Source organism: Streptomyces sp. KL116D (assembly GCF_030766975.1).
Taxonomy (GTDB): Bacteria; Actinomycetota; Actinomycetes; order Streptomycetales; family Streptomycetaceae; genus Streptomyces; species Streptomyces longispororuber_A.
In genome coordinates this window covers 168,823-192,238 of record NZ_JASERH010000046.1, presented here as the reverse complement: position 1 = coordinate 192,238, position 23,416 = coordinate 168,823, and the positions used below count along the sequence as shown (strand labels likewise).

Genomic DNA, 23,416 nt, shown 5'->3' with positions numbered 1-23,416 from the left:
GCCGCTCAGGGTTCGACGGGCGGGGCTGCCGCCGGGAGTTCCACGGTGACGCGGATGCCGCCGGCCGGGCGCGGGGCGAGGGTGAGTGTCCCGTGGTGGGCCTGGGCGATGGTCTGCACGATGGCCAGGCCGAGGCCGACGCCCGCATGGTCGGTGCGCACGCGCTCGGTGCCGCGTCGGAACGGCTCGGTGAGCGTCGAGACGAAGTCAGGGCCGAGCTTCTCCCCGGTGTTCTCGACCGTGAGCGTCACGGTGCCGGGGCCTGCCGCGGTGTCGACCCACACGGCGCCGTGCCCGGGCAGGTTGTGGACGATCGCGTTGTGCACGAGGTTCGTGGTCAGCTGCAGCAGCAGCGCCTGCGAGCCGTTCGCGCGGGCGATCTCGCCGCGGGTCTCGATGGTGACGCCCTGTTCCTCCGCGAGGGGGAGGAGGGCCTCGGCGGCCTCCTCCGCCAGGAGGGACAGGTCGACGGGTTCCGGGGTGAAGGACCGCTGCTCGGCGCGGCTGAGCAGCAGCAGGGCCTCGGTGAGGTCGATCGCCCGGGTGTTGACCACCCGGAGCCGGTCCAGGAGCCGGCCCATGTCCTGGTCAGGGGTGGCGTGGGCGACGTCGAGGAGCGACTTCGAGATCGCGAGCGGGGTGCGCAGCTCGTGGGAGGCGTTCGCCGCGAACCGCCGCTGCTCGGCGACGTGCGCCTCCAGGCGTGCCAGCATGCCGTCGAAGGCGTCGGCGAGTTCGCGGAACTCGTCCTGGCGGCCCGGCAGTTCGATGCGATGGGCCAGCGACCCGCGGGTGGCGAGCCGGGTGGCGTACGTGATGCGGGTGAGCGGGGCGAGCATGTGTCCCGCGAGGATCCAGCCTCCCAGGAGGCCGACGACCAGCAGCACCGCCATGACGGCGACCGCCGCGGGCAGGAAGCCCCGCAGCAGGTCGGAGCGGATGAGGAGGTGTCCGCCGGCGACGCTGGTCACGTCGGGCAGGGAGCTCACCAGGTACCAGTACATCGCCCCGAGCAGCAGCACCCCGGCGACCATGAGGAATCCGGCGTAGCTGAGGGTGAGTCTGATCCGGACGCTCGGCCCCGGCTCCCTATCCACGGTCCTGGCTCCCGCCGGCCGCGGGCTGTGTGTCGATCCGGTAGCCGACGCCGGGCACGGTGGCGATGATCCAGGGCTCGCCGAGCCGCTTGCGCAGGGCCGAGACGGTGATGCGCACGGCGTTGGTGAACGGATCGGCGTTCTCGTCCCACGCGCGTTCCAGCAGTTCCTCGGCGCTGATGACACCGCCTTCGGCGGCGACGAGCACTTCGAGGACGGCGAACTGCTTCCTGGTCAGGGCGACGTACCGGTCGTCGCGGTAGACCTCCCTGCGGAACGGATCGAGCCGCAGACCCGCGATCTCCCGCACGGGCGGCCGGCTGTGGGCCCGTCTGCGGTCGAGCGCCCTGAGCCTGACCACGAGTTCCTGGAGCGCGAAGGGCTTCGTGAGGTAGTCGTCCGCGCCCAGTTCGAACCCGGACACCTTGTCGTCGAGCCGGTCGGCCGCGGTGAGCATGAGGATCGGCAGGCCGCTGCCGGAGGCGACGATGCGCCGGGCGATCTCGTCCCCGGACGGTCCGGGGACGTCGCGGTCGAGGACGGCGATGTCGTAGCTGTTGACGCTCAGCAGTTCCAGAGCGGTGTCGCCGTCACCGGCGATGTCGGCGGCGACCGCTTCCAGGCGCAGGCCGTCGCGAATGGCTTCTGCCAGATAGGGCTCGTCCTCGACGATCAGCACACGCATGCCGTCGAGGCTACGAGCAGCCGCGTATCGTCGGCATATCGAAAACCGCATACGCGTCGGCAACAGTGCGCTGTCTTGACTGCCGGTATGACTCGAAACCCACCGTCGGCGCGACCGACGCCCCGCCGGATCCGCCCGCTCCTGGTCATCGGCCTGGTGGCCGTGGTCGCGGCGATCACCGCGGTCCTCGTGCACGCGACATCGACGTCGACGTCCTCCACGGCCGCACCACCCCGGGGGACCGCCGCGGCCGAGTCGCCCCCCGGGACAGGCTCGGCGCCCTCGCCGCACACCGGACGCCGGCAGCTGGGCGGCGGGCTGGGCGAGGCGGGCGGCGCGGTGCCCGACGGCGTCACCGTCTTCGACGACACGCTCCCGGCCGTCGCCAACCTCGATCCGGATCTGCTCGAGGTCCTGCGACGGGCGGCGACGGACGCCGGTGACGACGGAGTCTCCTTCTACGTGAACAGCGGCTGGCGCTCCCCGGAGTACCAGACGGAGCTGCTCCGGAAGGCGGTCGCCACGTACGGTTCCGAGGCCGAGGCCGCCCGCTGGGTGGCCACCGCGGACACCTCGCCGCACGTGTCGGGCGACGCGGTCGACCTCGGCCGCTCCGCCGCCACGTCATGGCTGTCCGCCCACGGCGCCGCGTACGGGCTCTGTCAGATCTACGCCAACGAACCCTGGCACTACGAACTGCGCGCCGACGCGACCGACGGCGGTTGCCCGCGCCAGTACGCCGACCCCACCCATGACCCGAGGATGCAGCAGTGACCGGCACCGAGCGAGGAACGACGATGACACCAGGGGACACGGCGGAGCGGCTGGGCGGGGCGGACGTCGGGCGCGGTACCGCCGGGGCCGGCTCCGCGGCGGCCGGGGCCCGGCGGGCGGGCGTCCGCCGGGTGATCCGCAGGGGCACCCGCCCGGACGTCTGGAAGCGCGGCCCGGTGCTCACCGTGCTCGCGCTGCTGCTGGGCCTGCTCCTGCTGCTGCACGCGAGGATCCCGAACGGGTTCGGGAACCTCGGCAGCCTGGTGGAGACCTTCCTGCCGTGGTTCGGCCTGTTCGTGCCCGTGCTGCTGGCCGCGGCGCTGTGGCGGCGCTCCGCCTCCGCACTGGTCGCACTGCTGCTGCCGGTCGTGGCGTGGCTGAGCCTGTTCGGCGGGCTGCTCGGGGACACGTCCGGGCAGGGCGGCGACCTCACCGTGGTGAGCCAGAACGTCGGCGCCGAGAACACCGACCCGGCGGGCACGGCGCGCTCCCTGGCCGCCTCCGGCGCGGACCTGGTGGCGCTGGAGGAACTGGCCGACCGGGCCCGGGGCACGTACGAGAAGGAACTGGCCGAGGCGTACCCGCACCACACGGTGCAGGGCACGGTCGGACTGTGGAGCAGGCTCCCGCTGTCCGACACCGAGCCGGTCGACATCAAGACGGACGTCGGGCCGCTGGGCGACACCAAGTCGGACGCCGTGAAACTGGTCGACAACCGGGCGCTGCGCGCCACGGTGACCACGGACCACGGGCCGCTGGCGGTGTACGTCGCCCACCTCGGCTCGGTCCGGGTGACTCCGCGGACGGGCTTCTGGACGGAGACCAGGGACCGCAACGCGGCGGCGCTGGCGGAGGCCGTCGCCGCCGAGAGGAACGAGCGGGTGGTGCTGCTCGGCGATCTGAACGGCACCACGGACGACCGTGCCTTCGACGGCCTCACCTCGCGGCTGCGCTCGGTCCAGGACGTGGCCGGGGACGGTTTCGGCTTCAGCTGGCCGGCGACGTTCCCGGTGGCGCGGATCGACCAGATCCTGGTCCGCGGGGTCGAGCCGGTGAGTTCGTCGGTGCTGCCGTCGAACGGCAGCGACCACCGCCCGGTGGCGGCGGCGTTGGACTGGTGAGCGGGCTCTGAGCTGACGGCAGATCCTGTGCGCCGCTCGCGGCGCGGCCGCGGCCGCCACGGGCGTGCTCGCCCTGGTGCCCGCCGCCGGCGCCGTCGCACCCCGGAGCGCCACCCTCTTTCCTTCGACTGCGGCACCTGGGGCTCCGGCAGCGCCGCGCTGACGGCCACCCAGAACGCGCCCCGGCCACCGGCCCGGCACGGAACGGACAATTCGCGCCTACGCTCCCTCAGGGGGGCGATATGCGGGTCCGTGTGAGGGCTGCGGGGCGGTGGCGGCCGTTCCTGGCGGCAGGCGGAGGGGCGCTGGCCGTGGCCGGCGCTTTTCCTTGGTGGGTCGGGCAGGACGAGGGCGGCGCCGGTGGATTCGGCACCGCGCCCTGGTGGCTGCGGGTGCCGCTCGCGGTGGCCGGGATGGTGCTCCTCGTCGGAGTGGTGGAGCACCGGCGGCGCTGCGTCACGGCGGCGGCCGGTGTCGCGGCGGCCGTCGCCGTCGGCGGGGCGCTCAGGTTCGTGCTGTGGAGCCGGGCCGACGAGATCGCCGACGCGCGGGCCGCCGACCGGGCCGCCGCGTCGTCGGGCGCGTGGTGGTTCGGGCCGGTCGACCGGGAACTGCACGCCCTGCTGACCGCCTGGCCGACCGCGGCGAGCCTCGCGGTGGCCCTGGCGGCAGCCGGGGTGGCGGTGCTCGCGCTGGCGTCGGCGTCCGGGGCGTGGCCCGCACTCGACGGCGAGCAACCAGCCGCGCCCGAACCGCGGTTGAGGGCGCCGCACCCGCGCGGCGTCGTGTACGGCGCGGTGGCCGGGATCGTGGTGGGTGTGCTGCTGGCCGAGGCGAGCGTCCTCGGGGCCCAGCAGATCCGCGCGACCCGTACGGACGCCCTGGGTCCCTGGTGGAGCGAGTACACCGCGTCGCAGCCCGTACCCGCCGCCGAACTCCATCGAGGCGCACGGCGGCTGACCGAGGCGGACGAGGTGAACAGCGCGAACAAGAGCGGCGACCGGGATGCCAGGGGAGCTGCCGAGCCCGGACTCCCCACCCGGCCCGAACGCGTCGCCTGGCGGCGGACGTTCCACGGCCCCACCGCCCTGAGCACCTGTGCCCACGACGGGCACGCACGCGCGACGCTCGTCGCCCTGGAGCGCACCCGGGCCAGGGCCACGATCACCGGCCACGACACCCGCGACGGCGGCCGCCGCTGGACCTTCACCGTGCGCCTGGGGAAGCGGACGGAACTGGCGCAGGTCGCGGTCAGCGCGGGCTGTTCGGTGTTCGTGCTGATCGGGTCGGTGCTCGTCGGCATCGACGCGTACACGGGGCGGGCCCACGGCGCCACCGTGCTGCCGAAGCCCGGCCGGGGCGGCTGGCGATTCGTCACCTCTTACCGGCAGGCCGACCGGCCGCCCGCCCTGGTGACGCTGCCCGCCGCCGACCTCGTGCACGTGGCCGCCGCCGAGGCCGGTGTCGTCGCCGTCCGGCGCGCGGACGTCCACCCACTGGCCTGGGGTGTCGGCCGGACCTACTGCTCCTACCTCGTCGACTACGGGGGGCCCGGCTCGCCCGGCACCCTGTTCGCCACCGGGTGCGGAGCGGGCGACGTCCTCGTGCGCCTCCCGGACGTCTCCCGCCTCGACCGGCCGGAGCGTGCCGTCGACCACCGCTCCCCGGTCCTGCCCCCGTTGTTCACGGCCGCCGACCTGACGGTGTCCGGCCCCGCCGGGTGCCGGGACGGGGGCGTCGAACGCATCCGCGCCTACGGCTACCACGTGTTCCTGACCGGCAGTTGGGCCTGCGGCAGGACCGGGCGCAGGACCACCGCGAACCGGCGCCTCGACCTGACCCGGCCCGACCCCGACGCCGACCGCTTCACGCCCTGGCGGCGCCGGGCGTCCGACGAGGTGCCCGTACTGCCGATCGCCGAGGCCACGTACGACGACGTGGCGGCGGTCGGCGACGAGGTCGGGCTCGGGTCCGGGGAGGCCGAGATCCACTGGAGGGGACGGGTGACCGTCCGCGCGGGCGAGCGGATCGTGGCGCTCGCCGGCCCCCGCGACAAGGCGGGCGACGGGGACGCACTGCTCGCCCTGGGCGCCTCGGGCCGCCTGACCTCCGTGACGTACCACGTCGACGCGGAGACGACCGACGACGGCCCCTCGATGACGACCCGCCTCGAAGCAGGCCCCACGAGCGACGTCGCCCGCGAGGAATGCGACGGCACGCGGAGCCTGCTCGCCGACACGACCACCGCGACGGCGCTGGTGCTGTGCCGGAACGGCGAGGACGGCACGCGGGTCGTCGCCGTGGTGGACGCACGACAGGGCGGGCGCCGGGAGTGACCGCGGCCACGGAGCACCCCTGACGGGGCGTCATATGACGTACGGCCAGGCGCTCACAGCTCGCGGAAGTAGACCGCGACCGGGAGCGGAGTGCAGCCGAGCCGTTCGTAGAGGGCCCGGGCCGGTGCGTGGAAGGCGTCGCCGCCGGTACCGATCTCGACCGCCTCCGCACCCCGTTCCCGCATGTGCGCGAAGGCGTGCTCGCAGAGGCCGGTGCCCACGTGCTGTCGTCGGTGGCCGTCCGCGACCGCGAGCAGCACCACCGTGCCCTTCCGCCCGGCCGGGTCGACGGTCCACGCCAAGTAGCCCGCGATGGCGTCGTCGACCAGGGCGACGGCGACGTGGGCGTGCCGTTCGGGTGCGTGGAGCCCGGCGACCTGGGTGCGGTAGTCGTCCCGCCAGTTGCCGTGCTGGACCGCGAAGACGGTCTCGCCCACGAGAGGGCGGAAGGAGTCCTCGTAGAACGGCCGGAACGTCTCGACGGTCAGATCGGTGAGGGGTGTCAGGTCGTGCGGTGTGTACGCGCGAATGAGCATGGGAGTGCGCCTTTCGGGCTGAGGCCTGGGATCCGGCAGGCCCTGGTCGACCAGGGCGTCGGGTCGGCCCGCTCACGGCCGGGGACCGGCGGTGAGCCGGGCCCTCAGCGGCGGGTGCGTCCGGCGGCGAAACACTCCATGGCGCGCATCGTAGCCCCGCAGGCGGGCGGACGGGGCCGGCCGGGCCGGCGCGGACTCAGTACCGCAGGCCGTGCCCCACGGGATACAGCACCCGCGACGGGTCGTCAGCCGCCGGGACGGCCACGGGGAGGCGTCCGCGCGGGCCGTGCTCGCCGAGGATCACCTGCACCGCGTGGTCGAGGTTGCCGGTGCCCGTGCCGTACGTCGCGAGGTACAGCGGCGCGGAAGCGAAGCGGTTGATGTCGTACGGGTTGCGCACCCCGATCACGACGACCGGTCGGCCCGTCGCCAACAGGGCCTCGATCAGGGCCACTTGGGCGACGCCGTTCTCCTCCTTCCCGGCCAGGGCCAGACAACTGGCGACGACCACGAGGTCCGCGGACGACGCGGCGCGCACCGCCGCGTCCGTCGTCGCCCGGTCCGGTACGGCGCCGGTCGCCAGCGCGGTCGTGGTGTGGCCGCGCGCGCCGAACGAGGCGTCCAGGTGGGTCACCGCGGTGGCGTCCCAGCCGGTGACCAGCACGCTCCGGGCGCCGGGGGCGAGGGGGAGCGCGGAGCCCTCGTTCCTGATCAGGGTGGTGCTGCGGCCGGTGATCGCGTCGGCGGCGGCCAGGAACGCCGGTGAGCCGACGACGCGTCCGGCTCGCGCCTCGCTGCTCGGGGCGGGGCGCAGGCCGTGGCGGATCTTGTGGCTGAGGATGCGGACGACCGAGGCGTCGAGCCGGGACTCGGGGATCTCTCCTGACCGTACGGCGGCGAGGACGGCCGCGTGGGCGCGCGGCAGGTCGGGGGAGAGGACGAGCATGTCGACGCCCGCGCCGATCGCGGTGACGGCGGCCTTGTCCGGCGGGTAGGCGGCGCTGGCGCCCTGCATGTCGAGCGCGTCGGTGACGATCAGTCCGTCGAAGCCCAGCTCCTCGCGGAGCAGGCCCGTGACGACGGCGCGGGACATGGTGGCCGGCGCGAGGGAGGGATCGAGCGCGGGGACGCTGATGTGCGCGGTCATGACGATGTCGACGCCCGCGGCGACGGCCGCGCGGAACGGCGGCAGGTCGATGGCGTCGAGCTCGGCCCGGCTGTGGGTGATCCGGGGCAGCCCGACGTGGCTGTCGGTGTCCGTGTCCCCGTGGCCGGGGAAGTGCTTGACGGTGGCGGCGACCCCGCCGCGGTGCAGCCCGCGGACGGCGGCCCGGACGAAGGCGGACACGGCCCGTGGCTCCGAGCCGAAGGAGCGGATCCCGATCACCGGATTGGCCGGGTCGGCGTTCACGTCGGCCACCGGCGCGTGGTCGGCGGTGATGCCGCAGGCGTGCAGTTCGGCGCCGGTGATCCGGTACGAGCGGTGGGCGTCCGCCGGTGACCAGGTGGCGCCCAGGGCCATGTTGCCGGGCTGGGGCGTGGCGGGCGGGGTGGGCATCCGGGAGACGGCGCCGCCCTCCTGGTCCACCGAGATGATCAACGGGATGCCCGCGACTCCGGTGGAGGCTTCCTGCAACCCGTTGGAGAGACGGGCGAGTTGACCCGGCGAGCGGAGGTTGTCGTCGCCCCGGGCGGCGAAGTAGATCACTCCGCCCGGGGCGAAGGCGCGGACCGCCTCGGCGGGAGTGGCGACCCCGTAACGCTGCCGGTTGAGCGCCGCGGCCGCCTCGTCCACGTGAAAGGCGTCCTGGCCCGCCACCTCGATGACGAAGAGCTGGCCCACCTTCTGCTCCAGCGTCATCCGGCCGGCGAGCGCACGGGCGGTGTCGCGGACGGCAGCGGCGGCGGAGGGCGACCCGACGCCGCTCAACGCCCAGATGGCACCGGCCAGTCCGGCCAGAGCGTGCCTGCGGGACGTCATCCGGGAACCTGAGGGCTGCGTGGCGATGGGACCGCTCCTTGCCGACGAGAACAAATACGGACGAATCCCCGCACTCTACTGAGCGATGCGACACCTGCCGCGAAGGACGCCTCACCCGGCGAGGCATCCTCCGGTGCGGCTCGGTCAACCCTTCGCTGCCGATGTGCCGGATGCGGCGGGCGCGGGAAGGACGCGGAAGGTGCGCGGGGTGGCCGTGGGAGAGGAAGTCGGCCCCGGCGCACGTGAGTTGGCATGATGGGTGCGTGGAGCTGACCCTCTCCCGGCTCCCGGCCGGTCTCCGGGACGTGCGGTACGACGGCGCGCGCTTCCCCGGGGCGGCCGTCGTGGCCGGGCTGCCCGGGGTCGCGGCGGGGGCCAACTGCCAGCTGTACGCGTACGAGGTGCTGCGGCACTTCGGCCGCCGGCCCGCGGACCTGCGCTCCAGCGAACTGTGGGAGGACGTGGAACACAGCGTGCGCGTGCCGTCCCCTGAGCCCCTGGACCTGCTGCTCTTCAGCGCGGACGGCGACGCCTACGGCGCCCATGTCGGTCTGTGGGCCGGCGAGGACGCGGTGCTCCACCTGTGCGCCGAGGTGGGGCGACCCGCCGTGTGGGGGCCGGCCGAGTTCGCGGCGCGGCGGCGGTATCGCGTCCTGGTGGGGATCAAACGGGTGACCAGAGGGCTGGAGCCGGGCTGATCACCTCGGTGCCGTGGGGGAGAAGGGGCCGTGCAGGGCGGCCCACTGCAGGAGCAGGACGGTCTTGCCGTCCGCGATCCGGCCGTCGCCGACCATGGCCAGGGCCTCCGTGAAGGGGAGTTCGAGCACCTCGATGTCCTCGCCCTCCTCCGCCAGGCCGCCGCCGCTGCCCGTGCGGTCGGCCGGGGTGTACGGAGCGGCGTAGAAGTGCAGGCGTTCGGTGACCGAGCCCGGACTCATGTACGCGTCGAGGACGTGGGTGAGCGGGCCGAGCTCGACGCCGAGCTCCTCGGCCGCCTCGCGCCGGACGGCGGCCTGCGGCGCGTCGTCGTCGAGCAGCCCGGCCGCCGCCTCGACGAGCATGCCGTCGGGATGGTCGTTGACGTAGGCCGGGTACCGGAACTGACGGGTGAGCAGCACGCAGCCGCGCTCCGCGTCGTAGGGGAGCACGACCGCGCCGTTGCCCCGGTCGTACGTCTCGCGCTGCTGCGTCTCCCAGCGGCCGTCGCGGCGCCGGTAGTCGTAGGTGGTGCGGCGCAGCACGTGCCAGCCCTGCGAGGTGAGCTCCACGTCGCGCACGACGACGTCGGGGTTGCGGTCCAGATCGCGTCCGGCACGGTCGAGTCCGGTGCGGCCGCGGTGATCGGGGACGTCGAGGCCGGGGCCCGCCGACAGGCTGGTCACGCGGCCTCCTGCGGTGCGCGGTGGGGGATCTCGTCCACGTGGTGGTAGACGGGCAGGCCGCGACGGCGCGCGACGGCGACGTCCTGATCGGCTCCGGTGGAGTCGCCGGGCAGCCGCAGCACGGCGTCGCAGTGGGTCAGCAGACGCCGGGCGGTCGGATAGAGCACCTGATCGGCGAGGTCGTCGGTGGGGCCCGCGCCGGCCGAACGCAGGACGGGCAGGGCGATCCACTCGCCGATCACGGGAACGTGCCCGGCGGCGAACACCGGCCATGCGGCGGCTTCGAGGCGGGCGAGGTTCGCCGCCATGGCCTCCGGAGAGCCGTCGGTGCCGGAGCGGTAGGGCCCGGCGATGAGGATGAGCATCGGCTTGTCGGTCATGACGCGCTACGATACACAGAGAACGTGCAGAAACGTGCAAGACCTTGAAGGAGTGCGGATGCTGGCCGCTGAGCGACGCGACCACCTGCTGGAACTGCTCGCCCGCGAGGGCAAGATCGTGGCCAAGTCCGTCGCCACGGACCTGGGCATCTCCGAGGACAGCGTGCGGCGCGATCTGCGCGACCTCGCCGCCGAGGGCCTGTGCCAGCGGGTCTACGGCGGGGCCCTCCCGGTGTCCCCGGCCGTCGTCGACTACGCGGCCCGGCAGTCCGTCACGCCCGACGGCAAGCGCAAGGTCGCCGCGGTCGCCGCAGCCCTGGTCCGGCCGGGCGGCACCCTGATCCTGGACGGCGGCACGACCGCCCTCGCCGTGGCCCACGCCCTGCCGCAGGACCTGGACTGCACCGTGATCACGCACAGCCCCACCGTCGCCGCCGCGCTCCTCGACCATCCCCGGGCCGAGCTCTTCCTGCTCGGCGGCCGCGTCTTCAAGCACTCCGCGGTCACCTGCGGCGCCGCCGCGATCGAGGCCGCCCAGAACGTCTCGGCGGACCTCTGCCTGCTCGGTGTCACCGGCGTCCACCCCGATGCGGGACTGACCACGGGCGACGCCGAGGAGGCCGCGATGAAGCGCGCCCTGGCCGCCCGCGCCGCGGACACCTACGTCCTCGCGTCGTCCGAGAAGATCGGAACCGCCTCCCGGTTCCGGGTCCTGCCCTGGGACGGCATCAGCGGACTGATCACCGACGCCGATCCCCGCCACCCGGTCCTCGGGGAACTCGCGGCGCGGGGCGTGGAGGTCCTGGCGGCGGGCTGACCGGCGGGCGACCGCCCTACCGGGTTCCGGCGCCGCCGGTGAGGCAGTCGACGAAGTCCGCGGCGATGGTCCGCAGCTCCTCGGGTGTGTGGTGCGCCCGTTCCATGACGGCGAGACCCCGGGTCGTGGTGACCACGAGGCGGGCCGCCGGGCGCGGTTCGAGGACGGTGCCGGCGTCGCCGACGGCCACCAACCCGTCGTGCACGACCGTTTCGAGGTCGTCGAGGAACGCGCGGACCGCCGTCGCCACCTGCGGGACGTCGGCGCTCGCGTCGATCACCGTTCGGGTGGACAGGCAGCCGCGCGACGGAGTGCCCGAGGTGATCGAGCGGACGCAGTGGTCGAAGAAGGCCAGCAGCGCGGAGCGCGTGTCGGCGGCGCGCAGCGCCCGGGCCGCGTCGGCCAGGAACTCCCGCGTGTAGGTGTCGAAGACGCGCAGGAAGATCTGCTCCTTGCCGCCGTAGGCGTGGTACAGCGAGCCGCGCTGCACCCCGGTCCCGGTGGCGAGGTCCGGCATCGACGTCGCCCGGTACCCGTGCAGGCCGAAGACTTCCAGGGCGCGCCCGAGCGTCTCGCGCTCGTCGAACTGGCGCACTCCGGCCATGGGACCACCTCCGCCGACCCGCCGGCGGAGCCGGCCCGTCCGTTGACATCGGTGTCCAACATAACGCCGGGCCGGCTCGCCCCGAGGGCGCGCCGAAGCCGTCAGGCCGGGGCGGCCGACCCCGCGGTCAGGCGTTGCAGGAGTTCGAACGAGGCCCGCTCCACCCAGTTGTGCTCGAGCTTTCCGTCGGCGCGCACCGCCCAGACGGCCGTGCCGCTGACGGAGATCGCCCGGCCGTCGGGCTCGGTGCCCAGGACACCGTTGTTCCTGCCGTGGATCACCCAGCGCGAGGCGACCCGGCTGCCGTCCTCGTTCTGGAACGTCTCGACGATCTCCAGCTCCAGGTCGTGCACGGTCTCCAGGAACGCCGTGACCCACGCCTTGAAGTTCTCCCGGCCCTCGATCCGGACGCCCGCGTTGGTGATCACGAAGTCCTCGGTGACGAAGTCGTCGATCCGCTCCGGCGCGTGGGCGTTCCACACCTCCTCCCAGAACGCTTCGACGATCTCTACGGAACTGGCATACGCCATGGGGTCCACCGCCTGCTCGGTTCGATGTTTGACAGTGCTGTCAAACATAAAGGGCGGTCGATGTGTGCGGCAATCCGGGGGCTTCCGGCGCGCCGCTCGCGGTTATGTGGACGGCGCGTTCATTTCATGGTTATATGGACGCAGCGTTCATTTGAAGTGATCGAAGGAGAACCCTCATGAGCACCCCTCTCACCGACCGCGTCGCCCTCGTCACCGGCGGCTCCGGCGGCATCGGCCGGGCCGTGGCCGAGCGGCTCGCCCAGGACGGCCTCGCGGTCGCCGTGCACTACGCGGGGAACCGGGCCAAGGCCGAGGACACGGTGGCCGCGATCACCGCGGCGGGCGGCAGGGCCATGGCCGTGGGCGGCGACGTCGCCGACGAGACCGACATGGGCGCCGCGTTCGACGCGGTCGAGTCGGCCTTCGGCGGCATCGACGTGGTCGTCAACACCGCGGGCATCATGGTCCTGGCGCCGATCGCGACGTTCGACCTCGCCGACCTCGACCGCATGCACCGCACGAACATCCGCGGCACCTTCGTCGTCGCCCAGCAGGCCGCGCGGCGCATCCGCCCCGGCGGCGCGATCGTCAACTTCTCCACGTCCGTGGTCCGCACCCAACTGCCCACCTACGGCGCCTACGTGGCCAGCAAGGCCGCCGTCGAGGGCATGACCCTCACGCTGGCCCGCGAACTGCGCGGCCGCGACATCACCGTCAACGTCGTCGCGCCCGGCCCCACCGCCACCCCGCTGTTCCTGGACGGCAAGGACGACGCCACCATCGCGAAGTTCGGCCAGGCGACCCCGCTCGAACGACTGGGCCGCCCCGAGGACATCGCCGAGGCCGTCTCGTTCCTCGCCGGACCCGCGCGCTGGGTCAACGGACAGGTCCTCTACGCCAACGGCGGCCTCGCCTGACCGGCGCCGCCCACCGAGCCCCCGCCCCACCGGCCTCCCCGGAAGGAACCACGATCATGACCACCACCACCGGCGACATCGTCGTCATCACCGGCGCCTCCAGCGGCTTCGGGGCGCTCACCGCCCGCGCACTGGCCGACGCAGGCCACACCGTGTACGCCGGCATGCGCCTGACCACCGGCCGCAACGCGCCGCAGGTGCAGGCCGCCGCGGACTACGCGCAGGAGCACCAGGTCGACCTGCGCGCCGTCGAACTCGACGTGAACTCGCAGGAGTCGGTCGACGCGGCGATCGCCCGGATCGAGGCCGAGCACGGCCGCATCGACGTACTGATCCACAACGCCGGGCACATGGCGACCGGCCCCGCCGAGGCGTTCACCCCCGACCAGCTCGCCGAGCTCTACGACGTGAACGTGCTGTCCACCCAGCGCGTCAACCGCGCGGCGCTGCCCGGCATGCGGCGGCGCGGCCGGGGACTGGTGCTCTGGGTGTCCAGTTCGAGCGTCAAGGGCGGCACCCCGCCCTACCTCGCCCCGTACTTCGCCGCCAAGGCGGCCATGGACTCGCTCGCCGTGTCCTACGCGGGTGAACTCGCGCGCTGGGGCGTGGAGACCACCATCGTCGTCCCCGGCTCCTTCACCAGCGGCACCAACCACTTCGCCCACTCCGGCCACCGCGACGCGCCGTCGAGGCGCGTACGAGACCAGTACGCCGGGCTGATGGACCAGGTGGCGGCAAGCTCATGACGACCTCGCCCCGAGGCGCGACCGCTCGCTCGTCTCCGACGAGATCGCCCGCGTCTCGCCCTGCCCGCCGGGAAGCGCGCTTCCGCGTGCACGTCGACCCCGCCGGCGACGGGTCCCAGGAGGTCTCCGAGACCGCCGACCGGATCCGCCGCGAGTTCCTCACCACGCATCGACCTCGCCGAGCTACTCCTCACGGTCCGGTCACAGAGGCGACCCGAGGCGCCCCGAGGCGACCTGAGACGATCGGCACGGCCAGCTGGTGACGCCGGTCCGCCACCACCCGCAACCCAGCAGGAGCACACGTGACGAACAAGACCGGCGGACCGGCCGCCAAGGAAGGCGGCGGCCGCGAGGCGAGGCGCCGTCCCGCGGACGAGGTCCGGGCGGACGTCCTGCGCACCGTCGGTGACCTGCTCCTCGCCGAGGCACCGGCGACCTCACGCTTCGAACGCGTCGCCAAGGCCGCGGCGTCAGCAAGACCACCTCGACAAGTGGTGGCCTCAAGGGCGCGCTCGCCCTCGACGGCTACTTCCACGCCGTCGAGAGACGCAGCCTTCCCCGACACCGGGGACGTCCGCGCCGATCTGCTCACCCAGCTCCGCTCCTTCGCCCACGTCGCTGACCCGGACCCCGGGGGAGCGGGTGCTGTGCCGACTGATCGGCGCGGCGCAGACGGACAAGGACCTGGCCGCCGCGTACCGAAGCTGTACTCCTCGCACCGGCGCCGGCTGGCGGAGAGCGTCACTCAGCGGGCGCAGGAAGCCGGCCAGATCGCGCCGACGTCGATGATGCAGGTCCTCGTCGACCAGCTCTGGGCGCCGCGTACCACCGGCTCCTCATCGGACGAACCGTCACCGACGCCTTCGTGGTCGCGCTCGTCTGGCAACCTCCTGGACGGCGTCGGCCCAAGTAGGCGGGAGCCGGCCGGGCGGTCGCGGTGCGCGCGGTGACGCGCTGAACCTTGACGGAGGTGGCGAGGCGGCCAACAACTGATCGCGATCTGACAACGTTGTCGTAAGGGTGGGGCGCCATGAAGTTCTCAGGGTCCGGTCGAGCCGTCGCCGGTTCGTCCAACTGGCGGAGGCTCGGCCGACCCGCGTTGACTCACGGTGCGACACTCGCGTTCCCGGAACGGCGGTGGCCCGCGCCGGGACGCACCCGGCACCGACGAGGTGGCGGACGCGTACTACCGCGTGCTCCTGGACCACACGCGGTGGTCGGAGGCCCAGTGGGACGCCGCCCGCGGCTTCTACACGGACAGGACTTCGGAGTTCGCCGTCGTCCTCGGCCACGCTAGGCCTGCTGACCCGTGGCACGTACGACGCCGAGACGCGCCGGAGTCGACCGGAGACCCTGCGGAAGCGGACGCTGGCCACCATCAAGCAGTTCGCGGCGACCAACCGGCTGACCGGCGGCAGCGTGTGGGGCAAGCAAGCTGTTCTTCGACACGACGTTCCAGTCGTACTTCGTCACGCCGCCCGCCTGCTCTGGGCCGACCTGGACGACGAGGTCCGGGCGGACATCGACGCCATCACCCGCGAGCAGGCGCAGTTCACCACGGGGTTGGGTACGGCCGACGACCCGGCGTCCGGCGACTGGACGCCGCACGGGCGCGAACCGGCGGATTCGTCGGCGACGCACCAAGCGCTGGAGGAGATGGGCGTCTACGCGCGGTCCACGCTCCCGCCCTCGCGTGAGCGCCGGACGATCCGCGCCACGGCGACTGGAGCGACGCGTTCGGCCGGTGGAGCCGCAACGAGGCCGGGCTGCCGGCCGCGGACCTCGCGCAATCCGGCGCGCGTGGACGGCGTGCCGGTGGCCGCCCAGCCACGGCGCAGAACCTCTACGACACGTTCATCGTCGAGAACCACGGCTCGTTCGGCCCGCACTACCAGGAAGAACTGTGGCGCACCGCGGGCGCAGCGCCGTCCACTTCCTGCTCGCCGGGCGGGAGCTGCCCGGTCCTCACCGACCAGCCGAACGCGGGGCCGCTCTGGCGCACCCTGCTCGCGGTGATGAGCGACGCGGGCGAGCCGCTGATGCCGATGGTCGCCGACCGGGAGCACCTGTACGGCAGGGACGTGATTCCGCTCGCCTTCCTCGCCCAGGTCACAGGCGACCGGTCGGCGACCGCGGCCTGCGAACGCTCGCCCTGGCCCGGCGTCTGGAGGCGGCACCAGCAGTATCCGCCGACCCACCGCGTCGCCAAGTTCTCCGGCGAGCCAAGTACGAGCGGAGGCGCGCCGAGTCGCCATCGCTACCTCTTCCACAGAGTGGCGGTCCCGCTCCGGCCGCCCGGCCGTACGCCTGACGCAGAAGGAGTTGTTCGAGCAGGCCGGTGGGGCCGTGGACTACGGGACGGGCCCCGGTCTGGTGGCGCATCAGACGCGCCGGGCCTGGGCCGGCGCCGTGAGCAAGGCCGGGTTCGTGAAGTTCGCCTGGCAGCCCGGCCACGGCGACTGGCTGTTCGCGCTCAGCGGCAGCACCCGGTGTTCCTGCCGTCGACCGCCGCCAAGGTCACCGGCCGCAAATCCGTCGTCGCCTACGCGAAGGGCGGGACGGCTTCGAGGCGAGTGCCTCCCTGTTCGCCCTCGACGGCGCCGGGTACGCCGGGTTCGCCACGCTGCCGTCCGGCGCGGTGGTCTACGCGACGACCGGCACGGGCCGAAGGCGTCGTCAAGGTCCACAACCTCGACATGCCGGGCATGCCGGGCTGACCGGCCGCGCACCTTCCGGACGGCCGAGGCACGGCGGACGTCACGCCGGCCCAGGACGGGGCGGCCCGCGCGTGGACGAGCTCACCTTCCCGCGCAGCCGGGTGCGGCGCGCGTGCGGATGCTCGGCGTGCGGCCGCCCGCCTACGGGTACTCGCTGCACGCGTTCGAGGTCCGCCGGCGCCGACGGAACGGACCTGGCCCGGGGCGCCGCCTGCGCCGCGTCCTCCTCCGACACGGGCAGAGGAGCCGGCCCGCGCGGTCGACGGCGACGCCGCGGCGGTGGGCCGTGTCCCGCGCCGACCGGCGCGTGCGGACAGCGCTGGATCGCCGCCGACCTGGGCGCGCGGAACGGAGGTCTGACCGGGTGACGCTGCGCTGGGAGAGCGCCGCCGGACACGCAGCGCTTCCGGGCACAGGGCTCGACGGACGCGGCCGCACCTGGACGAGACCTCGTCGTGTGGCCCGGGCCCGTGACTCACCGGTACCGACTGGCTCGACGTCGACGGGCGGGCCGGATTCGTCCTGCGCCGCGGTGCGGGGCCACCCGGGCCGCCAACCCGCTGTCGGTGTGCGGCAACACCGCTGATCCTGTCGGACGGCGGGCCCGATGCCGCTGCTCGCCGAAGGACACCCCGGCGCGAGACGCAGCAGGAGCTCGGCGACCTGGCCGCAGCGCTCGACGCCCACGACCGACGCGCCCCAGGTACGAGCGGCGCAGCTAAACGTGGACGCACCTGACCCTGTTCAGCCTGTCGGACGCGCGCCGTCACCACCCGGGTCCGCGTGCCGAAGACCGCGACGATCCTGTTCGAGGGGGCGCAGACCGTGCGGGACGACGGCACCGAGCTGGCGAGATCCGTCTGGAAGCCGCCCGAGGCGGTGGTCCTGCCACCTGCGGATGACCTCTCACGGCTGCCCGGATCCCGCAGGCCTGCGCGCCGAGGTCGTCGACGCGGCGACGGTGCGGCTGGCGGTGCCGCGGGCCGGAGTGACATCGTGACGGCGCAGGGCCGCAGCAGGCGAGGCCGTGGTGCACGCCGGGCGGACGACGGCGGCCCGCAGCGGTGCCGCGGGCCGTGCGCTTCCCCGTGGCCGATCTCGCGCTGGGACGGACCACGCTCCCGGCCGCGCCACGGCCGGCCGGGATGGCGGACCCGGCGGTCCTGGTCGGCGGCGACCCGGCCACCGCCTGGACGCCGGGCTGCGACGGCCGCATGGTCGTCGACCTCGGAGCGGTCCGCCCGATCGCGGACGTGCGGGTCGCCTGGCTCACGCACGTCGACTGGTACGCGGAGTTCAGCGAGGACGGCCGTACCTACCGGCGCGCCACGGCCGACGTGCGTGGCAGAGCAGCGTCCGGCTCGACGGCACCGCGCGGTACGTCGCCGTCGGCGTGATCGGCTGGTCCCGACCGACGCCCGGCCTCGGCGGTCACCGTCACGCCCGGATCCTGAACGTCGACGGCGCCCCGGTCCGCCGCGCCACCGGCTCTGGGATCCTCGGCACGGACGAGGAGGCCGGATGACGTTCGCGGAACGGGTGCAGCAAGCCAGCCGACGAGGTGGTCGGCGGATTTCCGGCGGATCGCGGGATCTACGCGGTGACGTTCCGACCGACAGCGTGGACCAGGATCCGCGCCGTCCCTACGTGGCCGTCGGCTACACCACCGAGGCCGACGCGGCGGAGGCCGCCGGGCAGACGTCGGACGCGTGGGAGGCGCGCTGGAGTTACGCGTTCTTCCCGCCGACGGCCTCGAAGGCGTACGCGTCGTCGGCCGGGACGACGGCGCGGGCGTCGGCCCACCGGCGAGGCCGAGGCCCGGGGACTGTGGTTCGAGGACGACGAGGAGCCGGACGAGCGCGACGAGCGGCTGGCCGAGTGGTTCGCCGAGGTGTGCAGTGGGCGCGGCCCGGCACCTGCACGAGAGCGGCCGGATCGTGGCGTGGCGCTGGCCGCCGACGCCCGTGGTCCCGTACGACATGTTCGATCCCGACGCAGATGCCTCGCACTGACCGCGGCCGCCAACCCGGCCGACCTGGTGGGAGAGTTCATGGCCGAAGCGGACCCGGCGCGGACTAGGGCGTCGTCGTCAAATCTCCCGCCTGCCCCGCGGCGCCTGGCACGCACGCTCGCCGCGTTGCCGAAAGCCCGCGTAGCTCCGCTACTAGGAGCCCTCCCGGCGCCTTGCGATCGCACGCACCAGACACGCGCGCGGGCCGCCCTTCGGGCGACGACGGGAGCTTTGCCGACAGGCCCTAGGGCCGTGGTCCCGGCGCGAGAAAGAAGCTTCCCGCATCCCGTCACACCTTCGCGAGCCGGTCCGTCAGTGACAGTGAAGACGCCGACCGGGCCGGCAGGCCGGAGCGAAGGAGACCAGCCATGACGCAGCACCTCGATCTCGCGGAGTGCCCAGCACCGAGTTCGTACCGGAGTTGGGCGGCGACATCGGTGCCGCCCTGTTCCGCGCCACGGGCAACCGCTCGGTGCTGCGCACCACGATGAGCCTCGTGCACCTGCGCGCCGGACAGATCTGCGTCCACAACACCTATCTGACCATCCTCAACACCGGTTTCCTGCGCAAGGCCGGGGAGTCCGGGACCGCATCACCGCGTCTCCTCCTGGCAGGACGCCCCGCACTTCACCGCCGCCGAGCGCGCCGCGCTCGCCCTGGTGAGAGGCGACCCTCCAGCCCGCCACGCAGACCGGCACGGAGCGCGTCTCCGACATGAGCTGTACGCCGAGGTGGCCCGGCACTACGACCAGAAGGCGCTGGCCGCCCTGATGATCGCGATCGGCCAGATCAGCTGCTGCATCGCCCTGGCCGTCATCTGGCAAGCCGCAGCCCGTCGACTCCCTCGCCCAGGAGCAGTGGGACCGAGACCGCCATCGGACGCCGCCCGGGACCTTCGGCGCGGCGATGAGTCTGCGGGCGCCCGCCGAACGATTTCTCTGCTCTTGACGGGAACGACCGACTCACCGGGAGCAGACCATGGGCCTCATCCACCTCGAGCTCTTCGCCACCCTCGACCTGGTCGCGCAGGCGCCCGGCGGCCCGGAGGAGGATCCGGCCGGCTTCCGGTTCGGCGGCTGGCAGGCGCCCCTGATCGACGAGACCGTCGGAGCGTCAGATCCAGGCCGCCTACGAGGGCACCGACGCGCTGCTGCTGGGCCGGCGCACGTACGACATCTTCGCGCCGCCTACTGGCCGCACCAGAAGGGCGGCCCCGACAACGAGATCGCCACGCTCTTCAACAGCATCCCGAAGTACGTGGCCTCGCGCGGCAAGCCCGACCTGCCGTGGGACGGGTCCACCCAGCTCGGCCCTGACCTGGCCGACGCGGTGCGCGAGCTCCGCGAGCGGCACGAGAACATCAAGGTGGTCGGAAGCCTGGACCTCGTGCAGAGCCTGCTGCGCGAGCGGCTCTTCGACCGCATCGACCTCTGGCTGCACCCCATCGTGCTCGGCGCCGGCAAGAAGGTGTTCGAGGACGGCGCGGTGCCCACCAACGTCACGCTGCTCGGCCCCCCGGTCGCCAGCTCCAGGGCGCCGTGTACCTGCGCTACGGGCTCGCCGACGGCGTCCCCGCCACCGGCGACATGAGCGCGCCCGACCGGGGCCTCGGGAGTGCCGAGCTGACCGGGCGTACCGCGACGGACACGCGGGCGGTTCCGCGTCGGGGAGAACACGGCCGGCCGCCGCTCGCGCTGCGGACGCGGCTTGACCCTCACGGTGCGGGAGGGCTGAAGGTGGCGTCCATGAGCGACTACTACAACGCGTTCGAGATGAGCCCCGTGCCCGACCCCGGCCCGGACGCCGTGCCGCCGGAGCTGTTCCGCGGCATCTACGGCATGCCCGCGTTCGTGACGATCCCGACGGACGACCTGGCGGCGTCGGTGGACTTCTGGACCCGTGGACTCGGATTCTTCGAACTGTTCGGCATCCCGGGCAGACTCGTCCATCTGCGCCGGTGGGCGTTCCAGGACGTACTCTCGTCACCGGGGCGAGCACGCCGGACACCGCGCCGGCGATCTCCGTCAGCTTCGCGTGCGTGCTCGGCCAGGTCGACTCCCTGGTCGAGGCCTGCCGTGCGGTGCGCCCGGACTCGGTCGACGGGCCGCGGGACACTGCGTGGAACACGCGCGACGTGGAAGTGATCACCCCCGAGCACGCGCGATCGTCTTCACCGCGGCGAAGCCGTACGACCCGGCAAGCGAGGAGGCTCGGAACCTTGCGGCCATCGGGATCACCGGACCCGACAGCGGCGGCCGGGGCGACAATGTGGACCATGCATGACGCACGTGACACCGAGGGCCTGACCGTCGGTCAGGCCGGGGCGCGGAGTGGGCGTGACGGTCCGCGCGCTGCACCACTGGGACGAGATCGGCCTGGCGCGACCCTCGCTGCGCACGGCCGCCGGAGTACCGGCTCTACACCGCCGCGGACCTGGAGCGGCTGCACCGCATCGTGGTGTACCGCGAGCTGGGTCTCGGCCTGGACCGGATCCGCCGTCCTGGACGACCCGGCCACGGACGTCCCCTGACGCCCTGCGGGCCCAGCGCACCCAGGTAGCCGAGCGGATCGAACGGCTCCAGCGGCTCGGCGCCGGACTCGACCGGATGATCGACGCCCACGAGCGCGGCCTGCTGCTCACCATCGAGGAGCAGGCCGCGGTCTTCGGCCCCGGCTGGGATCCCGAAGGGCCTGTCAAGGCACGCCAGTCCGACGGGGACACGACGCAGTGGCAGCAGTTCGCCGAGCGCTCCGCCGCGCGCGGCCCGGAGGACTGGCAGGCTGTCACCGACGCGATGACCGACCTCGACCGGGCGCTGGCCGAGGCGATGGACGCCGGTGTGACGCCGGGCAGTCCGGCGGCGAACGAACTCGTCGAGCGGCACCGCGACGTGTTCGCCGCGCACTTTCCGCTGACCCGGCAGATGCAGGTGTGCCTCGGCCGCAAGTACGAGGCCGATCCCGGGTTCGCCGCCCACTACGACGGCATCCGCCCCGGCCTCGCCGCCTGGTTCCGGCGCATCGTCGATGCCGGCGCACGCGCCCACGGCATCGACCCGGACACCGCGACCTGGGAGTAGTGGTGGGCGGGGCCGGGCGTCACGTCCGGGGAGCGAGTGTGCCGGTCAGGTGGTCGTAGGCGACGTTGCAGTGCAGGCGCACGCCCTGCAGCAGGGCGTCGTCGTTCACGCAGAAGCGCGGGTTGTGGTTGGGGATCATCCCGCGTCCGCCCGGGACCGGTTCGAGGCCGCCGTTCTCGCCGAGCCTGCAGTCCTGCGCGCCCAGCATCACGTACACGCCGCCGTAGGTGTTCACGAACTCCGAGACGTCGTCGTAGCCGAGGGTCGGTGAGGTCTCGAAGACCGCGTCGCTCGCCGACGACGCGCCGGACGGTCGGCAGGACGGCGTCGATCCACTCTTGCGGTTGTGCACCGCCGGAACGTCCTGAGGTACTCGACCGAGGCGGTGCAGTGGTAGGCGGCGGCGGTCTGTTCTGCGAGGGTGGCGAGCCGTTTCTGGACCTCACTCATGTCCTGCTCCACCGCGCACCGGATGGTGCCCCACAGCGTGACCTCGCCGGGCACGATGTTGAACCGGCCGACGTCCTCGACGTGCCCGATGGTGACGGTGATCGCGTCGAAGGCGGAGACCTGCCGGTACAGCTGCCCGATGCCGACGATGACGGCGCGCCGGCCGCGGGCATCGGGTCGACGCCCATCCACGGGGTGGAGCCGTGCACCTGCTGCCCGGTGAGCACGATCCTGATCATGCAGGAGGCGCCGAACTGATTGCCGACCCGGTAGCCGACGTACTTGTTCGGCAGCGGGCCCACGTGCATGCCGAACGCCATCGAGGGCACCGGGTCGTCGCACGCGCCCTGGGCGAGCATCTCCTTCGCCCCCGCCGTCTCACCGGGCGGAGCGCCCTCTCGGCCGGCTGGAAGACGAACAGCACGGTGCCGGGCAGCCGTTCGCGGACGCCGGCCAGACGGTGGCGGCGCCCAGCAGCATCGCGGTGTGCGCGTCGTGGCCGCAGGCGTGCGCCACGGGGAACGGCCCGCCGGGATAGTCCTCGTCCACGACCGTGGAGGCGAAGCTCTCGCCGCTGTCCTCCTTGACCGGCAGTGCGTCGGTGTCGGCCCGCAGCGCGATCACCCGGTCACCGGACCCGGCGCCCCTGAGCACGCCGACCACGCCGTGACCGGAGATGCCGGTGCGGACCTCGTCGAGCCCCAGGGAGGTCAGATGGTCCGCGATCAGCCCGGCCGTGGCGGCTTCCCGGTTGGACAGCTCCGGGTTCCGGTGGAGGTGGTGCCGCCACGCGACGACCTGCTGCTCGACCGCCGCGGCCCGCCGGTCCAACTCGGCGTGGATCGGATCGTCGCTCATGCCCCGGCTCCTTCGAAGGCCGTTCCCACTGTCATCCGAACGCTAGGGATCCGGGCGATGACCGCCGCTGGTGGTGCAACCGGGTGACGGCGGCGGAGGCGGCGTCACCCTCTGATCCGGCTCCTGACCGGCCGGATCAGAGGGTGGAAGGCCGCCTCGGTGGCACGGGGAATCCACCGAGACGGCCGCTCACAGCGTAGGCACCAAGGGCGTGCGGGCGTGGCGCGTGAGCGGACGTCTTGGCCGGATGCGCACCGGCGTCCCGGCGGGGAGGGCCGCCCGGGCGGGCGGTGGATCCGGCCCGTACGTGCGGAGTTCCGGTACGCGCGGCCGCCCCGGTGTGCGGCGGGCCGGGGAGGCCTGGGACGGAGGGCGGGCCGATTGTGCCGTGACG

General features: G+C 73.4%; 22 protein-coding genes and 3 pseudogenes. 14 read left to right on the top strand and 11 right to left on the bottom strand.

Annotated features, from left to right (window positions below):
* Nucleotides 1–5: 5 nt before the first annotated feature.
* Both RBJ77_RS19315 and RBJ77_RS19310 read right to left on the bottom strand, forming a co-directional pair.
* Complete coding sequence (locus tag RBJ77_RS19315) at nucleotides 6–1,097, bottom strand: sensor histidine kinase (RefSeq protein WP_372346158.1); 1,092 nt, start codon at nucleotides 1,095–1,097, stop codon at nucleotides 6–8.
* A complete protein-coding gene (locus RBJ77_RS19310) occupies nucleotides 1,090–1,782 on the bottom strand; it encodes a response regulator transcription factor (RefSeq protein ID WP_372346157.1) in 693 nt (230 codons plus the stop codon). The genes RBJ77_RS19315 and RBJ77_RS19310 overlap by 8 nt, the downstream gene beginning before the upstream one ends.
* A gap of 87 nt (nucleotides 1,783–1,869) precedes the next feature.
* On the opposite strand from RBJ77_RS19310, the gene RBJ77_RS19305 reads away from it, so the two are divergent.
* From RBJ77_RS19305 to RBJ77_RS19295, 3 genes are all read left to right on the top strand, one after another.
* The gene (locus RBJ77_RS19305) at nucleotides 1,870–2,556 is read left to right on the top strand and encodes a M15 family metallopeptidase (protein WP_372346156.1); all 687 of its coding nucleotides are present in this window, start codon (nucleotides 1,870–1,872) and stop codon (nucleotides 2,554–2,556) included.
* 23 nt (nucleotides 2,557–2,579) lie between these two features.
* Complete coding sequence (locus RBJ77_RS19300) at nucleotides 2,580–3,677, top strand: endonuclease/exonuclease/phosphatase family protein (RefSeq protein WP_372346155.1); 1,098 nt, start codon at nucleotides 2,580–2,582, stop codon at nucleotides 3,675–3,677.
* Nucleotides 3,678–3,988: 311 nt separating this feature from the next.
* Complete coding sequence (locus RBJ77_RS19295) at nucleotides 3,989–6,013, top strand: hypothetical protein (protein WP_372346154.1); 2,025 nt, start codon at nucleotides 3,989–3,991, stop codon at nucleotides 6,011–6,013.
* 53 nt (nucleotides 6,014–6,066) lie between these two features.
* On the opposite strand, the gene RBJ77_RS19290 is transcribed toward RBJ77_RS19295, so the two are convergent.
* Together RBJ77_RS19290 and RBJ77_RS19285 are read right to left on the bottom strand one after the other, a co-directional pair.
* Entirely contained in the window at nucleotides 6,067–6,549 is a 483-nt protein-coding gene (locus RBJ77_RS19290) for a GNAT family N-acetyltransferase (protein ID WP_372346153.1), read from the bottom strand.
* A 196-nt stretch (nucleotides 6,550–6,745) separates the two neighbouring features.
* Nucleotides 6,746–8,530: a glycoside hydrolase family 3 protein gene (locus tag RBJ77_RS19285; RefSeq protein WP_372346152.1), complete on the bottom strand. Its 1,785-nt coding sequence runs from the start codon at nucleotides 8,528–8,530 to the stop codon at nucleotides 6,746–6,748.
* A gap of 263 nt (nucleotides 8,531–8,793) precedes the next feature.
* On the opposite strand from RBJ77_RS19285, the gene RBJ77_RS19280 reads away from it, so the two are divergent.
* Entirely contained in the window at nucleotides 8,794–9,228 is a 435-nt protein-coding gene (locus tag RBJ77_RS19280) for a hydrolase (RefSeq protein WP_372346151.1), read from the top strand.
* Here RBJ77_RS19280 and RBJ77_RS19275 read toward each other — a convergent pair whose 3' ends face one another.
* Nucleotides 9,229–9,903 (bottom strand): NUDIX domain-containing protein, encoded by a 675-nt coding sequence (locus RBJ77_RS19275; protein ID WP_372346325.1) that lies wholly within the window; start codon nucleotides 9,901–9,903, stop codon nucleotides 9,229–9,231.
* A gap of 5 nt (nucleotides 9,904–9,908) precedes the next feature.
* Entirely contained in the window at nucleotides 9,909–10,292 is a 384-nt protein-coding gene (locus RBJ77_RS19270) for a DUF4406 domain-containing protein (protein WP_372346150.1), read from the bottom strand.
* A 58-nt stretch (nucleotides 10,293–10,350) separates the two neighbouring features.
* Between RBJ77_RS19270 and RBJ77_RS19265 the strand changes: the two genes are divergently transcribed.
* Nucleotides 10,351–11,109 carry a DeoR/GlpR family DNA-binding transcription regulator gene (locus tag RBJ77_RS19265; protein ID WP_372346149.1) on the top strand — a complete coding sequence of 253 codons (759 nt, stop codon included), beginning with the start codon at nucleotides 10,351–10,353 and terminating at the stop codon, nucleotides 11,107–11,109.
* A gap of 16 nt (nucleotides 11,110–11,125) precedes the next feature.
* Here RBJ77_RS19265 and RBJ77_RS19260 read toward each other — a convergent pair whose 3' ends face one another.
* Complete coding sequence (locus RBJ77_RS19260) at nucleotides 11,126–11,713, bottom strand: TetR/AcrR family transcriptional regulator (protein ID WP_372346148.1); 588 nt, start codon at nucleotides 11,711–11,713, stop codon at nucleotides 11,126–11,128.
* A 101-nt stretch (nucleotides 11,714–11,814) separates the two neighbouring features.
* The gene (locus RBJ77_RS19255; RefSeq protein ID WP_372346147.1) at nucleotides 11,815–12,243 is read right to left on the bottom strand and encodes an ester cyclase; all 429 of its coding nucleotides are present in this window, start codon (nucleotides 12,241–12,243) and stop codon (nucleotides 11,815–11,817) included.
* Between the two features lie 176 nt (nucleotides 12,244–12,419).
* Here RBJ77_RS19255 and RBJ77_RS19250 point away from each other — a divergent pair, with 176 nt between their 5' ends.
* The 9 genes and pseudogenes from RBJ77_RS19250 to RBJ77_RS19210 all read left to right on the top strand — a co-directional run bounded on the left by RBJ77_RS19250 (nucleotide 12,420) and on the right by RBJ77_RS19210 (nucleotide 21,714).
* Nucleotides 12,420–13,160, top strand: a complete 741-nt coding sequence (locus RBJ77_RS19250) for an SDR family oxidoreductase (protein ID WP_372346146.1) — start codon at nucleotides 12,420–12,422, stop codon at nucleotides 13,158–13,160.
* A 56-nt stretch (nucleotides 13,161–13,216) separates the two neighbouring features.
* Nucleotides 13,217–13,906, top strand: coding sequence for an SDR family oxidoreductase (locus RBJ77_RS19245; RefSeq protein ID WP_372346145.1), 690 nt, complete (start codon nucleotides 13,217–13,219; stop codon nucleotides 13,904–13,906).
* A 302-nt stretch (nucleotides 13,907–14,208) separates the two neighbouring features.
* A complete protein-coding gene (locus tag RBJ77_RS19240) occupies nucleotides 14,209–14,856 on the top strand; it encodes a TetR-like C-terminal domain-containing protein (RefSeq protein WP_372346144.1) in 648 nt (215 codons plus the stop codon).
* A 2,843-nt stretch (nucleotides 14,857–17,699) separates the two neighbouring features.
* On the top strand, nucleotides 17,700–18,020 hold the full coding sequence (locus tag RBJ77_RS19235) for a hypothetical protein (protein ID WP_372346143.1): 321 nt from the start codon (nucleotides 17,700–17,702) through the stop codon (nucleotides 18,018–18,020).
* The gene (locus tag RBJ77_RS19230) at nucleotides 18,017–18,148 is read left to right on the top strand and encodes a hypothetical protein (RefSeq protein ID WP_372346142.1); all 132 of its coding nucleotides are present in this window, start codon (nucleotides 18,017–18,019) and stop codon (nucleotides 18,146–18,148) included. Before RBJ77_RS19235 ends, RBJ77_RS19230 begins: the two co-directional genes overlap by 4 nt.
* A gap of 880 nt (nucleotides 18,149–19,028) precedes the next feature.
* Nucleotides 19,029–19,352 (top strand): hypothetical protein, encoded by a 324-nt coding sequence (locus tag RBJ77_RS19225; RefSeq protein WP_372346141.1) that lies wholly within the window; start codon nucleotides 19,029–19,031, stop codon nucleotides 19,350–19,352.
* 260 nt (nucleotides 19,353–19,612) lie between these two features.
* The gene (locus tag RBJ77_RS19220; RefSeq protein ID WP_372346140.1) at nucleotides 19,613–20,224 is read left to right on the top strand and encodes a dihydrofolate reductase family protein; all 612 of its coding nucleotides are present in this window, start codon (nucleotides 19,613–19,615) and stop codon (nucleotides 20,222–20,224) included.
* 155 nt (nucleotides 20,225–20,379) lie between these two features.
* A pseudogene (locus RBJ77_RS19215) lies at nucleotides 20,380–20,917 on the top strand (VOC family protein).
* A pseudogene (locus RBJ77_RS19210) lies at nucleotides 20,910–21,714 on the top strand (MerR family transcriptional regulator). The pseudogenes RBJ77_RS19215 and RBJ77_RS19210 overlap by 8 nt, the downstream one beginning before the upstream one ends.
* 19 nt (nucleotides 21,715–21,733) lie before the next feature.
* Here the strand turns inward: RBJ77_RS19210 and RBJ77_RS19205 are convergent.
* The 3 genes and pseudogenes from RBJ77_RS19205 to RBJ77_RS19195 form a co-directional block, all read right to left on the bottom strand.
* Nucleotides 21,734–22,066 (bottom strand): hypothetical protein, encoded by a 333-nt coding sequence (locus tag RBJ77_RS19205; protein WP_372346340.1) that lies wholly within the window; start codon nucleotides 22,064–22,066, stop codon nucleotides 21,734–21,736.
* A gap of 101 nt (nucleotides 22,067–22,167) precedes the next feature.
* Nucleotides 22,168–22,356 (bottom strand): annotated as a pseudogene (locus tag RBJ77_RS19200) (hypothetical protein); the annotation flags it as partial.
* A 186-nt stretch (nucleotides 22,357–22,542) separates the two neighbouring features.
* Nucleotides 22,543–23,022, bottom strand: a complete 480-nt coding sequence (locus RBJ77_RS19195; protein WP_372346139.1) for a M20/M25/M40 family metallo-hydrolase — start codon at nucleotides 23,020–23,022, stop codon at nucleotides 22,543–22,545.
* Between the last annotated feature and the right edge of the window lie 394 nt (nucleotides 23,023–23,416).